Annotated in this window: 18 protein-coding genes and 2 riboswitches; of the genes, 13 read left to right on the top strand and 5 right to left on the bottom strand. The window is 36.2% G+C overall.

The window, feature by feature from the left end; all coding sequences use genetic code 11:
• Positions 1 to 143: 143 nt before the first annotated feature.
• The 5 genes from murB to ribH all read left to right on the top strand — a co-directional run bounded on the left by murB (position 144) and on the right by ribH (position 4,908).
• A complete protein-coding gene (murB, locus tag LD272_RS19105) occupies positions 144 to 1,058 on the top strand; it encodes a UDP-N-acetylmuramate dehydrogenase (protein WP_226038197.1) in 915 nt (304 codons plus the stop codon).
• A 150-nt stretch (positions 1,059 to 1,208) separates the two neighbouring features.
• Positions 1,209 to 1,362, top strand: a riboswitch (FMN riboswitch).
• A gap of 111 nt (positions 1,363 to 1,473) precedes the next feature.
• Entirely contained in the window at positions 1,474 to 2,565 is a 1,092-nt protein-coding gene (gene ribD, locus LD272_RS19100) for a bifunctional diaminohydroxyphosphoribosylaminopyrimidine deaminase/5-amino-6-(5-phosphoribosylamino)uracil reductase RibD (RefSeq protein ID WP_226038196.1), read from the top strand.
• Positions 2,566 to 3,222 carry a riboflavin synthase gene (ribE, locus tag LD272_RS19095; protein ID WP_226038195.1) on the top strand — a complete coding sequence of 219 codons (657 nt, stop codon included), beginning with the start codon at positions 2,566 to 2,568 and terminating at the stop codon, positions 3,220 to 3,222.
• A gap of 12 nt (positions 3,223 to 3,234) precedes the next feature.
• Positions 3,235 to 4,428: a bifunctional 3,4-dihydroxy-2-butanone-4-phosphate synthase/GTP cyclohydrolase II gene (locus LD272_RS19090; RefSeq protein ID WP_226038194.1), complete on the top strand. Its 1,194-nt coding sequence runs from the start codon at positions 3,235 to 3,237 to the stop codon at positions 4,426 to 4,428.
• A gap of 12 nt (positions 4,429 to 4,440) precedes the next feature.
• Positions 4,441 to 4,908 carry a 6,7-dimethyl-8-ribityllumazine synthase gene (gene ribH, locus LD272_RS19085; protein WP_226038193.1) on the top strand — a complete coding sequence of 156 codons (468 nt, stop codon included), beginning with the start codon at positions 4,441 to 4,443 and terminating at the stop codon, positions 4,906 to 4,908.
• 3 nt (positions 4,909 to 4,911) lie between these two features.
• Here ribH and LD272_RS19080 read toward each other — a convergent pair whose 3' ends face one another.
• Positions 4,912 to 5,469, bottom strand: a complete 558-nt coding sequence (locus LD272_RS19080; RefSeq protein WP_226038192.1) for a hypothetical protein — start codon at positions 5,467 to 5,469, stop codon at positions 4,912 to 4,914.
• A 235-nt stretch (positions 5,470 to 5,704) separates the two neighbouring features.
• Entirely contained in the window at positions 5,705 to 6,679 is a 975-nt protein-coding gene (trhO, locus tag LD272_RS19075; protein WP_226038191.1) for an oxygen-dependent tRNA uridine(34) hydroxylase TrhO, read from the bottom strand.
• Between the two features lie 511 nt (positions 6,680 to 7,190).
• Between trhO and LD272_RS19070 the strand changes: the two genes are divergently transcribed.
• Both LD272_RS19070 and yxiS read left to right on the top strand, forming a co-directional pair.
• The gene (locus tag LD272_RS19070; protein WP_226038190.1) at positions 7,191 to 7,388 is read left to right on the top strand and encodes a cold shock domain-containing protein; all 198 of its coding nucleotides are present in this window, start codon (positions 7,191 to 7,193) and stop codon (positions 7,386 to 7,388) included.
• 267 nt (positions 7,389 to 7,655) lie between these two features.
• Complete coding sequence (gene yxiS, locus LD272_RS19065; RefSeq protein WP_226038189.1) at positions 7,656 to 7,955, top strand: protein YxiS; 300 nt, start codon at positions 7,656 to 7,658, stop codon at positions 7,953 to 7,955.
• A gap of 48 nt (positions 7,956 to 8,003) precedes the next feature.
• Here yxiS and LD272_RS19060 read toward each other — a convergent pair whose 3' ends face one another.
• Positions 8,004 to 8,879, bottom strand: coding sequence for an NAD(P)-dependent oxidoreductase (locus tag LD272_RS19060; RefSeq protein ID WP_226038188.1), 876 nt, complete (start codon positions 8,877 to 8,879; stop codon positions 8,004 to 8,006).
• Between the two features lie 184 nt (positions 8,880 to 9,063).
• A riboswitch (cobalamin riboswitch) is annotated at positions 9,064 to 9,260 on the top strand.
• Positions 9,261 to 9,517: 257 nt separating this feature from the next.
• Here LD272_RS19060 and LD272_RS19055 point away from each other — a divergent pair.
• The gene (locus tag LD272_RS19055; protein ID WP_226038187.1) at positions 9,518 to 11,767 is read left to right on the top strand and encodes a ribonucleoside-diphosphate reductase subunit alpha; all 2,250 of its coding nucleotides are present in this window, start codon (positions 9,518 to 9,520) and stop codon (positions 11,765 to 11,767) included.
• A gap of 21 nt (positions 11,768 to 11,788) precedes the next feature.
• Positions 11,789 to 12,832 (top strand): ribonucleotide-diphosphate reductase subunit beta, encoded by a 1,044-nt coding sequence (locus LD272_RS19050; protein WP_226038186.1) that lies wholly within the window; start codon positions 11,789 to 11,791, stop codon positions 12,830 to 12,832.
• Between the two features lie 50 nt (positions 12,833 to 12,882).
• On the opposite strand, the gene LD272_RS19045 is transcribed toward LD272_RS19050, so the two are convergent.
• Complete coding sequence (locus LD272_RS19045; RefSeq protein WP_226038185.1) at positions 12,883 to 13,539, bottom strand: Type 1 glutamine amidotransferase-like domain-containing protein; 657 nt, start codon at positions 13,537 to 13,539, stop codon at positions 12,883 to 12,885.
• Between the two features lie 151 nt (positions 13,540 to 13,690).
• Here LD272_RS19045 and LD272_RS19040 point away from each other — a divergent pair, with 151 nt between their 5' ends.
• Together LD272_RS19040 and LD272_RS19035 are read left to right on the top strand one after the other, a co-directional pair.
• Entirely contained in the window at positions 13,691 to 14,143 is a 453-nt protein-coding gene (locus tag LD272_RS19040) for a GNAT family N-acetyltransferase (protein WP_226038184.1), read from the top strand.
• A gap of 106 nt (positions 14,144 to 14,249) precedes the next feature.
• Positions 14,250 to 14,951 carry a TraR/DksA C4-type zinc finger protein gene (locus LD272_RS19035; RefSeq protein WP_226038183.1) on the top strand — a complete coding sequence of 234 codons (702 nt, stop codon included), beginning with the start codon at positions 14,250 to 14,252 and terminating at the stop codon, positions 14,949 to 14,951.
• 177 nt (positions 14,952 to 15,128) lie between these two features.
• Here LD272_RS19035 and LD272_RS19030 read toward each other — a convergent pair whose 3' ends face one another.
• The gene (locus LD272_RS19030) at positions 15,129 to 16,478 is read right to left on the bottom strand and encodes a S1C family serine protease (RefSeq protein WP_226038182.1); all 1,350 of its coding nucleotides are present in this window, start codon (positions 16,476 to 16,478) and stop codon (positions 15,129 to 15,131) included.
• Positions 16,479 to 16,779: 301 nt separating this feature from the next.
• Here LD272_RS19030 and LD272_RS19025 point away from each other — a divergent pair, with 301 nt between their 5' ends.
• Together LD272_RS19025 and LD272_RS19020 are read left to right on the top strand one after the other, a co-directional pair.
• Positions 16,780 to 17,475, top strand: coding sequence for a response regulator transcription factor (locus LD272_RS19025; protein ID WP_226038181.1), 696 nt, complete (start codon positions 16,780 to 16,782; stop codon positions 17,473 to 17,475).
• On the top strand, positions 17,472 to 18,797 hold the full coding sequence (locus tag LD272_RS19020) for a sensor histidine kinase (protein WP_226038180.1): 1,326 nt from the start codon (positions 17,472 to 17,474) through the stop codon (positions 18,795 to 18,797). The genes LD272_RS19025 and LD272_RS19020 overlap by 4 nt, the downstream gene beginning before the upstream one ends.
• The last annotated feature ends 90 nt before the right edge of the window (positions 18,798 to 18,887 follow it).

Genomic DNA, 18,887 nt, shown 5'->3' with positions numbered 1-18,887 from the left:
ACATAGATATAAATTAAACACGAAACTTTATTGAAGTTAGTCTACCCTTACTGCTATAATTTATCTGGTGAGTTTGATAACGGTATGACTCCTTGAGTTATTAATCTTATTAGATAATAGAACGTCCAAAGGAATGATTAAAAGTGGTTAATTACCATCATGTATATCAACAGTTATTATCCATTACAGCGAAAGGCAATGTGATGGTAGATGAATATTTAAAAAATCATACGTACACCAAATTAGGTGGAAAGGCTGATCTTTTTGTAACACCAGCCACTATAGAAGAAGTAAAGCAAATTGTTAAATTTGCAAAGAGTGAACAAATTCCTTTTACCCTTTTAGGAAACGGATCTAATCTTATCGTGAGAGATGGTGGGATTCGTGGTATTGTCATGAGCCCTAAAAGGTTTACAACAATAAAAAGGGAAGGAAATAGTATTATTGCTGAGAGTGGTGCGAGAATTATTGATGCATCTAGACAGGCGCTACAAGAGCGATTAACAGGGTTGGAATTTGCTTGCGGTATTCCTGGAACTGTTGGTGGCGCATTATTTATGAACGCAGGTGCTTATGGTGGGGAAGTGAAGGATTGTTTGCACCATGCAGTTGTAGTTGATGCTAATGGAGAGTTACTTACCCTAACTGCTGATGAATTAGATTTAGATTATCGAACTAGTAATATTCCGGATAAAGGATATATTGTTTTGGAAGCGCGTTTCGATTTAGAAAAAGGTAATTATGATGAGATAAAAGCAGTGATGGATGACCTAACCTATAAACGTGAATCTAAGCAGCCGCTGGAATATCCTTCTTGTGGCAGTGTGTTTAAACGACCGCCTGGCTATTTTGCAGGTAAATTAATTCAGGATAGTGAACTGCAAGGAAAAGGTATTGGTGATGCAGAGGTATCTACCAAGCATGCAGGATTTATAGTAAATAAAGATAATGCAACGGCAACAGATTACATTGCAGTAATTGAAATGGTCCAAAAGACAGTCAAAGAAAACTTTGGCGTAGATTTAGAGCGTGAAGTAAAAATTCTAGGTGAAGATTGAATTGTGTTATTAGACAGTGAGTAGATAGTTTACTTGTTGTCTTTTCTATTTTCTAGGGGAATTTAGTGTAAAAGTGGTAAATATGTGAACTTTGAGTCAATTTAATGCATTTTAAATAATCGAATGATATACTGTTAGTAATTGAATATGGTTTTCCTTTGGGGCAGGGTGAAATTCCTGACCGACGGTGATGGGTTTGTTGTCTTAGATACCCTTAGTCCGTGACCCGGATCATGTATTTGTGAAGGTGGATTTGGTGAAATTCCAAAGCCGACAGTTAAAGTCTGGATGGGAAAAGGATAAATCTACGTACAATAGTACGTTTATTTGCTATTAAATTTTCAGGGCCCTAGAACTTTTCTGGGGTCCTTCTTGTTTTCCTCTTCCAACCAAATTGGAAAGGGGTGTGATGCGAATGACAAAGGAAGAATACATGAATGTTGCACTTTCTGTTGCTGAAGCTACGATTGGACAAACGAGTCCAAACCCTTCAGTTGGTGCTGTGGTTGTTAAGGACGGTAAAATTATCGGTATTGGCAGCCACTTAGAGCCGGGGAAAGAACATGCTGAAGTACACGCATTAAGGCAAGCGGGTGACAACAGTGCAGGCGCAGATATATATGTTACGCTTGAACCTTGTTCACATCATGGAAAAACGCCACCGTGTGCTAATTTGATCATCGAACACAAACTCAGGAAGGTATATGTTGCTTGCCTGGATCCAAACCCAGCAGTCGCTGGTAGAGGCATTGAAAAGTTAAGGCAAGCAGGTATCTGGGTCGAAGTTGGCCTACAGGAGACAAGAGCAAAAGAATTAAATCGCAAATTTTTTCATTTTATTCAATCGAAAAGACCGTATGTAACGATAAAAGCAGCCATGACTCTAGATGGTAAAACGGCAACCTCTACTGGAGATAGTCGTTGGATAACATCGGAAGAAGCAAGGCTTGACGTTCATAAACAACGAGACGTGCATGATGCAATTCTAGTTGGAATTAATACGGTACTTCACGATAACCCTTCTTTAACCACTAGGCTGCCCCAAGGTGGAAAAAACCCCATTCGAATTATTTTAGATACAGAACTACGTATTAATGAAAATAGTAAGGTGTTAACAGATAATGAAGCACCGACATGGATTGTATGTGGTGCTAATGCAAAAACAAAGAAATTTCAAAGCGATTATCCAGAAATAAAAGTAATTAAACTGACCACATCAAAAATAGATATGGAAGAGCTATTAGATCTACTAGGAGAGATGCGTATTCAGTCTCTTTATGTAGAAGGTGGAAGTTTGATTCATGGTGCATTCGTAAAAAAACGTTTATTTGACGAGTGCCATTGGTATATTGCGCCAAAATTACTCAGTGGTACGGATGCATTAACAACAGTTGGTGGAGGCTCGCCACGATGGATGAAAGATGCAGCGGATTTAGAATTTGAAACAATCGAAAAATTGGGCAAAGATATAAAGATAACTGCTCGACCAATGAAGGAGGAAGAGTAAGTGTTTACTGGTATTGTAGAAGAAAAAGGGAAAATTAAAAGTATAACTCAAAACAAGAGCTCTTTAACTTTAACAATTGCAGCGACTAAGGTGACTTTAGATGTTGCTACAGGAGACAGTATTTCTGTGAGTGGAGTTTGTTTAACAGTAACTTCGTTTAGCTCAAATTGGTTTACCGTTGATGTTATTCCAGAAACCTATAGAGGTTCATCTTTAGCTACTATTAAGATAGGTTCTGAGGTTAATTTGGAGAGAGCAATGAGCGCTGGCGGGAGATTTGGAGGTCACTTTGTTTCCGGTCATGTTGATACAGTAGGAACAATTGAAAGGATTTGGACCGAAGATAATGCTAGGTATATCTTTATAAAGATACCTTCCAGTGGTCTACATTATATTACTTTAAAGGGATCAATTTCCGTTGATGGAACGTCGCTTACAGTATTTGAACTTAAAGACACGGGCTTTGTAATTTCACTTATTCCAGAAACACAAAAGGCAACGGTTCTTGGAGATAAAAATCATGGTGATATGGTTAACGTTGAGTATGACATGCTAGCAAAATATATGGAGCGATTACTTACAGCTAAGAAAGAAAATAAAACGGACAATGAAGATGGAAATATGACAATGGAAAAATTAGAGCGATATGGCTTTTAAGGAGGAAACCCTATGTTTCAAACGATTGAAAAAGCTATCGAAGAGTTAAAGATGGGAAAAATGATTATAGTGGTCGATGACGAAGACAGGGAAAATGAAGGTGACTTTGTTTTACTTGCTGAACATGCCACTCCAGAGGCGATTAACTTTATGGCTAAAGAAGGAAGAGGACTTATATGTACGCCAATGTCAGAAAGTTTCGCCCGAAAATTTGAACTAAATTCGATGGTGACTAATAATACGGATGCACATGGTACTGCTTTTACGGTAAGTGTTGATTACAAAACAACTCATACAGGGATTAGCGCGTATGAACGTGCACTGACGATTCAAATGTTTTTGGATAAGACGACAGAACCAGCCGATTTTAAGCGTCCTGGGCATGTGTTTCCGTTAATAGCAAAAGAAGCTGGAGTGTTAGAAAGGCACGGACATACAGAAGCCGCAATAGATTTGGCGCGACTTGCTGGATCTGAACCAGTAGGTGTCATTTGTGAAATTATGAATGACGACGGAACGATGGCCCGCGTACCTGAGCTTGAAAGGTTTGCTACTGAGCATGAGATGTCGATGATTACTATTCAAGATTTAATTTCTTATAAAAAAAAACACGATAAATTAGTGGAAAAGGAAATTGAGATTAATCTTCCAACTGAATACGGTGAATTTAAACTTGCTGCTTATACTGAGAAATTTACCGGCAAGGAGCACCTTGCTTTATATAAAGGGGAATTTGATCCTGACGAACCTGTATTAGTAAGAATTCATTCTGAATGTTTAACAGGTGATGTGTTTGGTTCCCATCGATGTGATTGTGGACCTCAGCTAGCAAAGGCATTACTACAAATCGAAGAAGCAGGAAAAGGTGTGCTCGTCTATATGAGACAAGAAGGCCGTGGAATAGGTCTGTTAAATAAACTAAAAGCATATAAACTGCAGGAGCAAGGATTCGATACAGTAGAAGCGAATCATCAGCTTGGGTTTCCAGATGATTTAAGGGACTATGCAGTTAGTGCTCAAATAATCAAAGAATTGGGCATAAAAAAACTTCGTTTGATAACCAACAATCCAAGAAAAATATCTGGAATGGGTGACTATGGACTAGAAGTTGTAGAGCGAGAGGCAATACAAATACCAGCTAACAAAGATAATGAATATTATTTAAAGACAAAAATAGCTAAACTTGATCATTTATTAAAATATTAGGGGGAATAGATAATGAATAATATATACGAAGGTAATTTAGTAGGTACGGATCTGAAGATTGGAATTATTGTGGGAAGGTTTAATGAATTTATAACAGGTAAACTACTTGGTGGAGCAGAAGATACCTTAAGAAGACATGGAGTAAAAAATGAGAATGTGTCGATTGCTTGGGTACCTGGTGCTTTTGAAATTCCGTTAGTTGCAAAAAAGATGGCTGCTTCAGGGAAATATGATGCTATTATTACACTTGGAACGGTTATTAGAGGATCAACTCCACATTTTGATTATGTTTGTAGTGAGGTATCAAAAGGTGTTGCGAGCGTTTCAATGCAGGAAGGCCTACCAGTTATATTTGGTGTATTAACCACTGAAAACATAGAACAAGCAATCGAACGTGCTGGTACAAAAGCAGGGAATAAAGGGTCAGAAGCAGCAGTTTCAGCAATTGAAATGGCTAATTTAATGCAAACATTTGAATAATAATTAATTCGCATTTTTGTCATACTGAAAAAATGTAAAAGATAAAGACCATAAGCCGTCAATGATTATAAAAACAGTCCAAAATTGATTGATTGGTTGATAAGATTGATGACCTGAAAAGACGAAAATCTGTGCTAAAAAATAAACGATAAGGTGTAGATAAAATTTCCTTCTTTCTATCTTTGCATGAATGTCACCAGACAATAGGTGTTCAAGTGGACTACGCACTGTACTTCGGAAGGAATTATTTTTAATTGACGCAACATTTCTTAGAATTAATTTATCCAGCTTATATATATCTCTACGGCCCCGTGTTATAGCGTATATGTATAGTAGCAATATACTAATTTGGAACATAGACACGTGTCTAATTTGATAATAATCAAAGGCTGCAAGAGGAATGTTTAAAAACTGGTTAATAATTGAAATCACAAGAAAGAAATTTTGAGCCCCTGAATTGTACAAGTAACGTAATACTAAGAATAAGATAAATGTACACCAAAATAATATTTCTGAGCTTATTAGAATTAGCCATCGATATTCGAAAATGATTTCCGTCATAAAGTTCTCCTAAAATTATCCAAAATATAACTTCTTCATTTAATATATTTAGACAAGTTCTAAAAAAGACTATATGGAGATATTTATTTTTGGGTATTATTTACAATTTGAATGATTTAGGATTAAGGTATAAGTAGAAATTCATTTTAGAATAAAGTGAACTAGTAACAAAACAAGGCTCCTACAATTTTGTAGGAGCCTTGTTTAGTAAGTTCTTTGCTTGGTGTGAATTTTTTTAGGGCTGTGAAACTCCGTCTTCTCGCTCAATTCTTTCTAATCGTTCACTAATTTCTGCTTCAGTTAAGTTGTATTCATCTACATACATGTTTCTTGGTGACACACGGCACTCATGTGTGCATCCACGCATATATTTATGCTCATTTTCAGGTGAGCAAAGAATTTGTTTGTTACATTCAGGATTAGCGCAGTTTACATATCGTTCACAAGGTTGATTATCAAAGTAATCTTTACCAACAATGACGTGTTCCGTCCGATTAACGGGAACATTGATACGTTCGTCAAATACATAGAGCTGACCATCCCATAATTGACCTTGTACTTCAGAATCTTTGCCATAAGAGACAATTCCACCGTGCAACTGGCCAACATCTTCAAAGCCTTCTTTTACCAGCCAACCTGAGAATTTTTCACAACGAATTCCACCAGTACAATACGTTAAAATTTTCTTTCCTTCAATCTTTTCTTTGTTCTCTCTAACCCATTTAGGTAAATCACGAAAAGTTTCAATATCCGGACGAATAGCTCCTCTAAAATGACCAAGGTCGTATTCGTAATCATTTCTTGCATCTAAGACAACGGTATCTTCATCTTGCATCGCCTTATAGAACTCTTGTGGACTTAAATATTGTCCAGTAGTTTCTTTTGGATTAACATCATCCTCTAATCGCAGTGTAACAAGCTCTGGACGAGGACGCACGTGCATTTTCTTGAATGCATGTCCTTTTGCTTCGTCAATTTTAAAAACCATATCTGCAAACATAGGATCGTTATGCATTTTTTCCATATATTTGTTCGTCTGTTCAACTGTTCCTGATACAGTACCATTAATACCCTCATGGGCAATTAAGATACGTCCCTTTAGTTCAAGGTCATTACAAAGCTTTAGATGTTCAGCTGCGAATGTCTCAGGGTCTTCGATATGAACATAATTGTAATACAACAATACTTGAAAATTCATTTCTGTTTCCATTTTTAATTACCACCTATCAATTCATATTTGCAAGATATAAATGTTTTAGGCGATTTATTTTGTTTATAATCTTGCAAGACATTATTTTATCACGGTTTATAGTCTGTTCGCAATTTGTTTTTTGATGTAAATTTTATGAAATGGCAACATTTTATTTAAAAAATGTTTTTGACGTACTTTCATCAGATTAACTTAAACGATGTCTTTGTTGGAGAAGCATATAGGAATTATGCACATATTTTTACTTTTTTAGTATTAACCAATCGCCACAATAAATTAACGAAATATCTATCTAAATTTTCTATTGATGAATGAAATAAATGTCGAAATTTGAATTGAAAAAAATCATTGCTGAATCTTGATTTTTATGCCTAAAAGTAGTAAAGTTGAAGGTACAAAAGGCAATTGATCGGTGAATATTTTCTTTACGAACTCTTTACTAATAAGTGGTGTAAAGGTAATATCAAGATTCAATTACTTTGTACTATTATTTTGTAAGGAGGTCATTTACATGATCGGAAAAGTAAAATGGTTTAACGCAGACAAAGGCTTTGGTTTTATCGAGCGCGAAGATGGAGACGATGTATTCGTACATTTCTCAGCTATTCAAGCAGAGGGTTTCAAAACTCTTGATGAAGGTCAAGAAGTTGAATTTGAAATCGTTGAAGGTAACCGCGGCCCACAAGCAGCTAACGTAACTCGTCTGTAATCATTATATACAAACGAACAAAGAGTGTATCTCCCTGGAGGTGCACTCTTTTTTAGTAGCTTAGGAAATTATAAAATTGGTTTCGTGTGGATAATTTTTTGACAATGTTAGCCGCGTCCAGCTCCGGCGCCTACCACCTCGAGGTCTTAAGTCAATCCTCTCTGTGGCAAAGAACGTCACGCCGAGGCTTGTCTTAAGCTTGTCGGTGGTGAGCAAGGCGCCTGCGCTTTTGTTCTAGTAACCAAGATAAAAAAGGGGGAGAACCATTTGAGTAATGAAGAAATAGAAAAGAGGATTATTGAGCAGTATCAACAGGATGAGAATATGATGATATTAGTATTTGCTCAATGGTGTGTTAACAACAACCTTGACCCGTTTGAACTATATTTAGAGGCTTATCCAAAACAAGGGAAAAATCCAGCATTACTCCAAGCAATTGATTTAACCGTACCAAAACAGGAATCTGAGGACATTCCTGAACAAAGCGTTTTAGGTGTATTGCAGCTTTTTGGTAATGATGATTTAGCTTTTGTTGTTTCAGAACGAATAGAGAAAATGGGGCTTTAAGACACAGCAAAACTTCACCTGCCACTACTTAGGTGAAGTTTTTAGATTCTATTTAAACAACTGGATTAACGCTTGAGTGCCCTTGTCTTCTTCACCTTGTTTTGCTAATTTTTTATACAGTGAAAGTGAAAGCTCTAAACCAGGAGTCAATAACTCCATTTCTTGTGCCGATTCAAGTGCGATAGTCATATCCTTTATAAAGTGTTTGACATAAAAACCGGGATCATAATCACCTGCAATCATTCTAGGGGCTAGGTTAGTTAGAGACCAACTGCCAGCTGCTCCGGTTGTGATACTCTCTAGTACACGCTTTGGATCTAAACCTGCTTTCTCAGCATAAGCAACTGCCTCGCAGACACCAATCATATTAGATGCGATTGTTATTTGATTAGCCATCTTAGTATGTTGTCCTGCTCCAGATTTTCCTTGAAGAACGATGTTTTCACCCATTACTTGAAATACAGGGAGTACTTCGTCAAATGCTTCTTGCTCTCCGCCTACCATTATTGCAAGTTTTCCATTCCTTGCACCAATATCGCCACCTGAGACAGGAGCATCTAAACAAGCAATCGATTTTTCCATTGCTATCGAACTTATTCTTTCTGCTAGTAGCGGGCTAGATGTAGTCATATCAATCGTATATGAACCTGCTTTTAAATTATTTAATAACCCATCTTCCCCTAAGTACACCTCTTCAACATCTTTGGGGTACCCAACGATTGAAATGACAACGTCTGAATCACGTGCCAATTCTGCAACTGAATCCTTCCAAACTGCCCCTAAATCGATTAATTCCTTGGCTTTAGATTTTGTTCTAGTATATGTATTCATATTGTATCCTGCGTTTAATAGGTTTTTGGCCATGCTTTTACCCATTACTCCCGTACCAATAAAACCAATCTTACTATCTTTTGTTCGTTTCATACCTGTTCATCCTTTCTCCCTATTACGTAATTATTCGATATTTCGACAAAAATTCCTTCCATTAATTTATTATTCAACTAAAACTAAGGATATATATAACTAGGAAAAATTATGCATTGCAAGATAAAAATATTTGTGCTAAATTCAATATATTGTTACTTTTATAAAAAATAATACTACATCTTGTAAATATGTAAATTCAGGTGACTTCTAAAGTCTGAAAAGGGAACACGGTGTAAATCCGTGATTGTCCCCGCAACTGTAATTGTGGACGAACGAGTAAATCCACTGGATCTGATTGCTATTATTAGCATCGATTTGGGAAGGGCTCTAGTAGAGTGAAACATAAATCAGTAGACCTGCCTGAATTTGCTAGTGTTTCTTTGCTTCGGGGGTTGAGACTTTGAAACGATAGGGTAAGTAGGTGCTTTTTAATACTTTAGATTTTATTTAGTATAAAAGTCAAATGTCCTCTAGGCAATAGTTAGTGGATATTTTAATACCGATCTTCTGTCGTTTTTTGTCCGCTCATGTCGCTCATGAGCGGTTTTTTATGTAATGATTTATGCTGCTTCATTAGGGCTCTGGTCACGAACTGCTCAGAAATCGTAACAAAATGATACGAGGAGGACGAAAAAATGGTAGAAGTAAAAACGAAAAAAAGCGAGTGGAAATTACAAGTGATTGAAGAATTAGTTGGAAAATTTAATCACCTAGACATAACTTCACTAATCAAGCATGGTGAGGATTTGCTAAAGGAAAAACCGTGGCTAAAAGATAAAGATTGGGTGAATCAATTAATACTCGAAGCGCTCGCTTATTTAGATGAAAATGAGCCTGATTGGACATATGTTGCATCATCCCTTTACTTAGAGCAACTTTACTTTGATGCATCAGAACGAAGAGGTTACGATATCAACGAAAAATATGGTTCCTTTTATCAACTTATTCAAACATTAACCTCCATGGGAATATATAACTCGAATCTTTTAGAATCGTACACTGAAATAGAAATTACCGAATTAGGTAACAGAATTGATCCTAATAAAGATAGCCTTTTTACTTACATAGGGCTGCGCACATTAGCTGATAGGTACATAGCTAAAGGTTATCAGAAACAAGTTTATGAACTTCCTCAAGAGCGTTTTATGATTATAGCGATGACTTTAATGAAAAATGAAACGAAAGATAAACGAATGGAACTAGTGAAGGAAGCTTACTGGGCGCTAAGTAATTTATACATGACAGTAGCAACACCAACATTATCTAATGCTGGAAAGAGTTATGGTCAACTATCTAGCTGTTTTATTGATACTGTAGACGATAGTTTGCAGGGTATCTTTGATAGTAATACAGATATTGCTAATTTATCTAAGAATGGTGGCGGAATTGGTGTCTATTTAGGAAAAATCCGCAGCAGAGGCAGTGCAATTAAAGGCTTCACTGGTGCTTCGTCGGGTGTTTTACCTTGGATGAAACAGCTAAATAATACAGCTGTTAGTGTCGATCAACTTGGTCAACGTAAAGGTGCAATATGTGTCTATCTTGATATTTGGCATAAAGACATCTTCGCTTTTTTAGATGCTAAATTAAACAATGGCGATGAACGGCATCGTACACATGATCTTTTTACAGGCATATGTCTCCCGGATTTATTTATGGAGAAGTTGGAGCTTAGAGAAAATTGGTTTTTATTTGATCCCCATGAAGTAAGGAGTGTCATGGGCTATTCGCTAGAAGATTATTTCGATGAGACAAAAGGTAACGGAAGCTTCAGAGAAAAGTACTTTGAATGTGTGAATCATCCGGATTTAACAAAAGACGAAGTGCCTACAATTGATATTATGAAGCGAATTTTAAAAAGCCAATTGGAAACAGGTGGCCCGTTCATGTTCTACCGGGATGAAGTAAATCGCCAAAATCCAAACAGTCATTTGGGGATGGTGTACTCAAGTAACTTATGTACAGAAATTACCCAAAACCAAAGTCCGACTTATGTAACGGAACAATTAACAGTTGATGGGAAAATCGTAATTAATAAGCAACCTGGTGACTTTGTTGTGTGTAATTTATCTTCCATACACTTAGGAAATGCAGTAACAGACGAAGTTTTAGAGAGGCTCATACCGGTCCAGGTAAGAATGTTAGATAATGTTATCGATCTCAATACAATCCCGGTCCTTCAAGCTCAGATCACCAATCAAAAGTATCGAGCGGTTGGGCTTGGAACGTTTGGTTGGCATCACCTTCTCGCGCTTAAGAAAATTAAATGGGAAAGTGATGAAGCGGTAAGATTTGCGGATGAACTTTATGAAAAAATTGCTTTCTTAACAATCGAATCAAGCATGAAATTAGCTGAAGAAAAAGGAGCCTGTGATGCTTTTAAGGGATCTGATTGGCAATCGGGAAGATACTTTGAACAAAAAGGTTACACAAGCGAGGAATCTGCACTTCCTTGGAATCGGTTAAAGCAAGACGTAAAGAATTCTGGAATAAGAAATAGCTATCTAATGGCTGTCGCACCAAATTCATCTACATCCCTTATTGCAGGAAGTACTGCTAGTATTGACCCTATTTTTCAAAAGTTTTATTCCGAAGAAAAGAAGGATTATAAGATTCCTGTTACGGCTCCAGATTTAAATTCGGATACAACCTGGTATTATAAATCAGCTTACTTTATCGATCAGCATTGGAGTATTAAACAAAATGCTGCTAGACAAAAACATATCGACCAAGGCATCTCATTCAATATGTATGTTCCAAACACGGTACAAGCAAGAGAGTTACTAAATCTTCATATAGATGCATGGAAGTCAGGACTCAAAACAACCTACTATTTACGTTCAACATCATCAGATTTAATTGATTGTGAGTCTTGTTCAAGCTAAAAGAAAGGATGGATAATAACGATGTCAACCACTTTAAATAAGCGGAAACTGATGGATAAAACAGCTCCGAATAAATCAACAGGTATTATAAACGGCCAAAGCTCCAATATTTTAAACTGGGATGATGTACGTTTTGCTTGGGCATACCCAAAATATAAAAAGATGTTATCCAACTTTTGGACGCCATTTGAAATCAATATGTCACAAGATATGAAGCAATTTCCTGAACTATCACGCCATGAGGAAGAAGCATTTTTAAAAATCATTGGGTTGTTAGCTCTATTAGATAGTGTGCAAACTGATTATGCTGGTAAGGTTGCCGACTATTTAACGGACTCGAGTTTAAATGCGTTAATGATCATTCTTGCTCAACAAGAAGTAATTCATAATCATTCTTATTCCTATATTTTATCGACTTTAGTTTCAAAACAAAAACAGGATGAGGTCTTTGATTTTTGGCGTACGGAACCAATACTACAAAAGAGAAATGACTTTGTGACTGATGGATATGAAGCATTCGCAGATCAAGCTACAATTGAAAACTTATTAAAATCGTGCGTTTTTGATGTTATCTTAGAGGGCTTGTTCTTTTATTCTGGATTCGCTTTTTTCTATCACTTGGCCAGAAATCAAAAAATGGTTGGCACATCAACGATGATTAATTATATAAATAGGGATGAGCAGCTACATGTGGATCTTTTCGTTCGAATATACAAAGAAGTTTTAGCAGAAAACCCTGAGTACAATACGGATGAATTAGAGGAATTTGTTTATGATACATTTAGACAAGCTACAGAGTTAGAAATTGACTGGGCAAGACATATCATAGGAAACAAAATTGATGGGATCTTGCTGAAGGATGTTGAAGATTATATCATGTTCACAGCTAATACACGTTGTAAACAGTTGGGGTATGAAAAGCTCTATCCAAAAATAGATAAAAACCCGCTACGTTGGATTAAAGCCTACGAAGAAATTGATTTAGGTAAATCGGATTTCTTTGAGCAAAAATCCAGACAATATACAAAAGTAAATAATACAGATAACGGATTTGACGATTTGTAGAAAAAAGAGGGTTGCCTACTCCTATTTGGAGCAGACAACCCTTTTAAAAATTATTTTATATGATATACATGTTCTTCACCCAAATAGCTGTGGACTTTGTTATTTTTAAATACCAAACAGGCATTATCATCAATTCCGTAACCAGTAGTGATACCTGTTTTTAGCAACCCTTTTTTAAAATTGTCAGCGTCATTCCATTTCGTATAGTGGACACTGACTAGAATGTTCGATATTAAACCTAACCCATTCAAGATGATTGGCTCCCCTGAATCCGTGTCATATGGAGACAAAAGCATGGTCTGCGTAGTAAGTAGTGCCCCGGCTGAGTTTCCGGCAACTGGGGTGCCTTTTTTATACTTTGCCTGAATTAATCGTTTAAATGGTTCTTTGGTATAAAGAGAATGATATGTCTGTGTATGACCACCGCCGATAAAAATGCCGGTCGCTGCTTCGATAATCCAAGTAGCTGCTTCATAATTTAATTTTCCGTCTTGATCTGGAATGATGACTTCGATGTTTTCAGGGTTAACGCCACTTTTGATCCACTGCTCTGTGTATCTTGCTAAGTAGTCTTGCCATCCTTCACGGTAAATAATTAATAAGGCTATTTTGGCGTGCTCCTTACCAGCTTGTTTCGCGAAAGTTTTAGATCCTTCTGACTGAGAAGGATTTCCACCAAATAAGAAAAGATAGGTATCATTCATCATTCTTAAAAAACCTCCTAATAACAACCTTAGTTATCCGAAAATATATCACTTAATTCCAAATAAAGAAATGAAGTAGGCACATTTCTTTATATAAATGATTGATTTCCAGTAGTATAAAAGTAATTTTAAAAATGAGTAAGGATGATGAAAATTGGAGTGGCATTTAAAAACTTTTGATGAATTAACAACATCAGAATTATATAAAATAATAAAAGCAAGAGTGGATGTTTTTGTTGTTGAACAGAATTGTCCTTATCATGAAGTAGATAATTATGATCAAGTTTCATCTCATTTGTTTTCAGAAGTAGACGGGATAATTGTTGCATACTCTAGATTGATACCTAAAGAAAATATTTATAGTGAAGCTTCGATTGGGCGAGTGTTAATCAACAAGGACTATCGTGGAAAAGGTTGCGCAACAAAACTGATGGAAAAATCAATCGATATAATAACAGAAACCTGGAAAGAAAATGAAATTAAGATACATGGCCAAGAACATCTTCGTCACTTTTATCGTTCATTAGGCTTTAAAGAAATTTCTGAAGTGTATTTAGAGGATAACATCCCGCATGTTGATATGATTTTACATAGAGTGAACAAGTAACAAGTAGTGTTTCCTAAATTTCCAAAAACTAATGTGGTTGTGTATTAAATAACGGATATACTAAGAAATGCCCCACTAAGACACAGGTGTCAGGAGGCGGTTCTTTATGATAAATAGTCAGCAAGTAGCTGAGTGTAAACAAGAATTAATGGAGCGGGAGCGAAAATTAAGTGATCATTTAGAGGATCATTTTGGTCTTAGCTACGAATTAATAAAGGAATCGATGGGTGAATTATCTAATTATGATAATCATCCTGGTGATCATGGTACAGAGCTTTATGAAAGAGAAAAAGATATTGCTCTAAATGAACATGCAGAACGAGAGATGAAAGATATTAGTGTTGCACTTCAAGCGATTGAAAAAGGCACGTATGGCAAGTGCGAGGAATGTGGCGTCGAAATTTCAGCTGAAAGACTCCTGGCAATGCCGACGACAAGACGTTGTATTGAACATGTCGAACATGATATCGATAAAGTTCGTCCGGTAGAAGAAGATGTGATTCATTCAAGCATAAATGAAATGGAATCAGAAGTGGATGAAGAAGAATCGACCATTTTTGATGCGGAAGACTCGTGGCAACGTGTCGAAAAGTTCGGTTCTTCAGATGGTCCGTCAGATTTTTATGATACCGAAAAGGACTATCAAGACATGTACTTTAATTCAGATGAATTAGTAGGGTCTGCTGAAGAAATTGAAGGCTTCTTATTAACGGATATGGAAGGTAATTACATCGGTGTTAATGGCAACCATGAAGATTACGAATCCTATCTAGATGAAAATGAAGTCAGTTCAATTTTGTATGAGTAGTAAAATAAGATTCGGAAGTGAAAACCCTATTTCATCTAAAAAATTAACTCTAAATTTTGAGTGTAAATAAAAGCTCACTTCTGGGTTATACAAAAACACCACCTAGCAATAGGTGGTGTTTTAATCTATTTTAAATTCTCAGGAACATAAAAAGGGGGTATTTTTTTCCGAGAATATTTACCCTTGTTCACTTAGAGTTAAGGCTGTCGTCTGTTCCTGACCTTCTCTATAATAAGTGATTGTTATTTCATCACCAATTTCGGTTTCAGAGTATAGGTACTCTTTTAAATCCAACATAGAAGCAATTGTTTTATCATTAACCTTTGTAATTACATCATATTGCTGAAGTCCTGCCTGACCTGCTGGTGAATCGGATTGTACTTGAGCAATAACGATACCTTCAGTAACATCGTCTCCCAGTTTTAAGGTTTCCACGATATTTCTACTTGGTACAGTATCTAAGGATACAGCACTAATACCCATAAATGGTCTTGATATTTGTCCATCTGTTTCAAGTTGATCAATAATCGGTTTAGCTTCATCGATTGGTATAGCAAAACCTATTCCTTCAACAGCTTGTTGCGCTACTTTCATTGAGTTAATACCAATAACTTCGCCGCTACTATTAATTAAAGCACCGCCGCTATTACCTGGATTAATAGCAGCATCAGTTTGGATAACCTCTGTTGTCCAATCAGGCTGTCCATCCTGGTTAAGGTCCATATCTACTGACCTTTCTAGCCCACTAATAATTCCTTTAGTGACTGACCCAGCAAATTCTGTTCCGAGTGGGTTGCCGATAGCAATAGCGGTATCACCAACAGCAAGATTTCCTGAAGTCCCTAGGGTAGCGACTTGAGTCACTTTACTTCCGTCAATTTTCAAAACAGCCAAATCAGTTAATTGATCAGCACCTAGTACTTGTGCACTGACATTTTCTCCTGTAGATAAAATGACTTCAACCTCATTTGCACCTTCGACGACGTGATTATTCGTAACGACATAAGCACTGCCATCTTGTTTTTTGTAGATAACTCCGGATCCAGTTCCTGCAGATTGTGACTCAGACCATAAATCTGTCTGTTTTTTGTTAGAGACACCTACAACTGCATCAGATACTTGCCCTAGTGTACTAGTTAGGGAACCGTCATTGCTTGAAGCTACTGCCGGAATGATATCACTTGATTGATGGTTGTTGTTCGATGTTGTTAGCCCTGTTTGATTGTTACTGATCTGTTGGTCTATCGGTAGAATGCCGCTAATTATTAATAGCAGGCCGACAGTCGCAACAGTGAGACCACCAACTATTCCACTAATAAACAGTGCCCATTTACTAGTTGAGTTATTTTTTTTGGACTGTTTACTTTCAATAGGTGGTTGATTTACTATTTGATTGTTATTGTAAGAATTTTTATCAACTGTAGTATTTTCAAATAAATATTCTCTCTCCTGGGTACCGTGTTGGTCATTTGACTTTTCAGGAGTGTAAATTTCTTGCTCTTGTTTGTGATCATCATTATTTATCATATGATATCACGCCTTTCCTTTAGGTTTGTTTTATTCTACAATTTTATTGTATTCTGCAGATTTGGCAAGTTTTAGGTATAATTGTGGAAAAAGTGTGTAAATGAAGAATCAAGCGATTCTATTTTATAAGTTTGTTATTGGATGATATTATAAGAAAAACTGAAATATTCTTACATTAATTTTTGGCGATAAATATATTAAAAATAATTAATCAATTTATAATACCTATTTTACCGCTTGATATTGCAATTATGAAATTGACTTACATGCGCAAATTGTGTTGGGAAATGGAGGCAGACTAGTGAAAAACAAAATATTTGTTGTGGAGGACGACCCTAATATTCGCGATATTGTAACTGCATACCTAAAAAAAGAGGGTTACGAAGTTACAACGGTTGATAACGCGGAAGAAGCTTGGCAAATGACTCGTGATTCCCAGCCAGATATGTGGATTTTAGACATTATGCTGCCGGGAATGGACGGATATGAGTTGTGTAAGAAAATCAGGCAAGAAAGTGAAGTGCCGATTATCATTATCTCTGCAAAGGATGATGAAGTTGACAAAATTATTGGGTTGGAATTAGGTAGTGATGACTATTTAACGAAGCCCTTTAGTCCAAGAGAATTAGTGGCAAGAGTAAAACGGATTTTTAAACGAGTCGATGTTTCATTAAATAGTGTCACAAAGATAAATAATGAATTGCAGTTAGGCGAATTAATTATTGACACAGTAGATCGTAGAGTTTTTTGGGGAACGAAAGAAGTAGAGGTAACTGCCAAGGAGTTTGACATGTTAATAATATTTATTAAGAACCAAAATCGTGCCTTTGCTCGCGAGGAGTTATTGGCATTAATCTGGGGAGATGATTATTTCGGCAGCGATCGAGCTATCGATGATTTAATTAAACGATTAAGAAAAAAACTCGATAAATTGCCTATTGAGACTGTATGGGGTTATGGTTACCGGATGCGAAGTGAAATTGAGGAAAGTCAATGAAACTTCAGTATCAACTAACAGCCGCATTTACCGCTTTGCTAGTTGTTATAATGTCAGTTGCAGCTATTACAATTTATTCGTTAATCCTTAACTTACTCATTCAGGATGAGCAACAGGAATTAGAGGCAAAAGGTAACTTATTGGTAAATTTATTAAGTGATTACAATTACGAAAATATTCAAAAACTAAATTTATTACTTCAAGGGCAAGAAATACAATTGTTTCTTTATGATCAAAGAAATGAACAATTACTGTTTACAAATCTTCCTGTACCACTAGTCGAAAATTGGATTACTAATTATGATATAACTGATGATAAACAAGAAATATGGAAGGCAGGCGAAGAAAGTTTCGTTGTCTCAAGAGTGGATTCTTATTCAGAACAAACACAAATAGAACTAGTGCTTGTAACTCCACTTGAAGATTTAAGGGCAATTCAGCATACTTTTTTTAACAGGTTATTAGTAGTTTTTATTATTGGTATAGCGGTTGCGGTACTACTAAGTTATTTTTTAACTAAACGGTTAGTTACACCACTCACCAGATTAAAGTATCAATTGAAAAAGATTCAAAACAGACAGTTTGATGAGCTTGAAGAAATTAAAGCTAGTGGAGAAATTAAAGAAGTAGAGCAAAGTGTATTAGAGATGGCGCATGAGCTCAGGCGTTATATTCAATCACAGAGGCAATTTTTCCAAAACGCTAGCCATGAATTGAAGACACCCTTAATGACTATCCAAGGTTACGCAGAAGGTATACGAGATGGTGTGTTCGTGAAAGAGGATTCAGATCGAGGTTTAGACGTTATGGTTGATGAAATTAACCGATTGAAAAAGATTATTAATGAAATGATTTTATTAGCTAAATTGGATAGTCAAGAAAATATATATCAAGAAGAATTAATAAAAGTTGAGGATTTAATTAAACTAACAGTAGAAAGAGCGTTACCCTTAGCAAATGATCAGCATGTTGACATTAACACTCAAGTTCCAAATGGAATGACATTGTTTGCTGATAAGGAAAAATTGCTCCAGGCCATGTTGAATATTGTTACAAACGCTATAAGGCACGCAAAGACATCTGTTGTAATTACAGCAAAAGTAGCTAGTGGATCAATCACAATTTCAATAGCGGATGATGGAAAAGGTGTTTCAGAAGACCTAATGCCTCATCTGTTTCACAGGTTTGTTAAAGGTGAAGGTGGGGAAACAGGTTTAGGACTTGCGATTTCCAGAGCTATTGTGGAACACTCAGGAGGCACTATAACAGTTGGTAAATCAACTCTTGGTGGTGCATTATTTACAATTAAAATTTCAGATTAAAGGATTTACTATACTTCTTGGCAGGTTATATGATATAATTGGCAAGTTGTAAACGGAAACCGAACTCGTTACAAAAGAGGAGAGAATGTA

Source organism: Aquibacillus saliphilus (assembly GCF_020404745.1).
Lineage (GTDB): Bacteria > Bacillota > Bacilli > Bacillales > Amphibacillaceae > Aquibacillus > Aquibacillus saliphilus.
The sequence above is the reverse complement of the archived record's forward strand: the minus strand, read 5'-3'. Positions and strand labels throughout refer to the sequence as shown.

Excerpts from the sequence above, each read along its gene's own strand:
- LD272_RS19045 (WP_226038185.1), bottom strand. The coding sequence starts at position 13,539 with ATGATGAATGATACCTATCTTTTCTTATTTGGTGGAAATCCTTCTCAG.
- LD272_RS19020 (WP_226038180.1), top strand. The coding sequence starts at position 17,472 with ATGAAACTTCAGTATCAACTAACAGCCGCATTTACCGCTTTGCTAGTT.
- trhO (WP_226038191.1), bottom strand. The coding sequence starts at position 6,679 with ATGGAAACAGAAATGAATTTTCAAGTATTGTTGTATTACAATTATGTT.
- LD272_RS19030 (WP_226038182.1), bottom strand. The coding sequence starts at position 16,478 with ATGATAAATAATGATGATCACAAACAAGAGCAAGAAATTTACACTCCT.
- ribD (WP_226038196.1), top strand. The coding sequence starts at position 1,474 with ATGACAAAGGAAGAATACATGAATGTTGCACTTTCTGTTGCTGAAGCT.
- LD272_RS19090 (WP_226038194.1), top strand. The coding sequence starts at position 3,235 with ATGTTTCAAACGATTGAAAAAGCTATCGAAGAGTTAAAGATGGGAAAA.
- ribH (WP_226038193.1), top strand. The coding sequence starts at position 4,441 with ATGAATAATATATACGAAGGTAATTTAGTAGGTACGGATCTGAAGATT.
- LD272_RS19060 (WP_226038188.1), bottom strand. The coding sequence starts at position 8,879 with ATGAAACGAACAAAAGATAGTAAGATTGGTTTTATTGGTACGGGAGTA.
- LD272_RS19070 (WP_226038190.1), top strand. The coding sequence starts at position 7,191 with ATGATCGGAAAAGTAAAATGGTTTAACGCAGACAAAGGCTTTGGTTTT.
- LD272_RS19050 (WP_226038186.1), top strand. The coding sequence starts at position 11,789 with ATGTCAACCACTTTAAATAAGCGGAAACTGATGGATAAAACAGCTCCG.
- LD272_RS19055 (WP_226038187.1), top strand. The coding sequence starts at position 9,518 with ATGGTAGAAGTAAAAACGAAAAAAAGCGAGTGGAAATTACAAGTGATT.
- LD272_RS19035 (WP_226038183.1), top strand. The coding sequence starts at position 14,250 with ATGATAAATAGTCAGCAAGTAGCTGAGTGTAAACAAGAATTAATGGAG.
- LD272_RS19080 (WP_226038192.1), bottom strand. The coding sequence starts at position 5,469 with ATGACGGAAATCATTTTCGAATATCGATGGCTAATTCTAATAAGCTCA.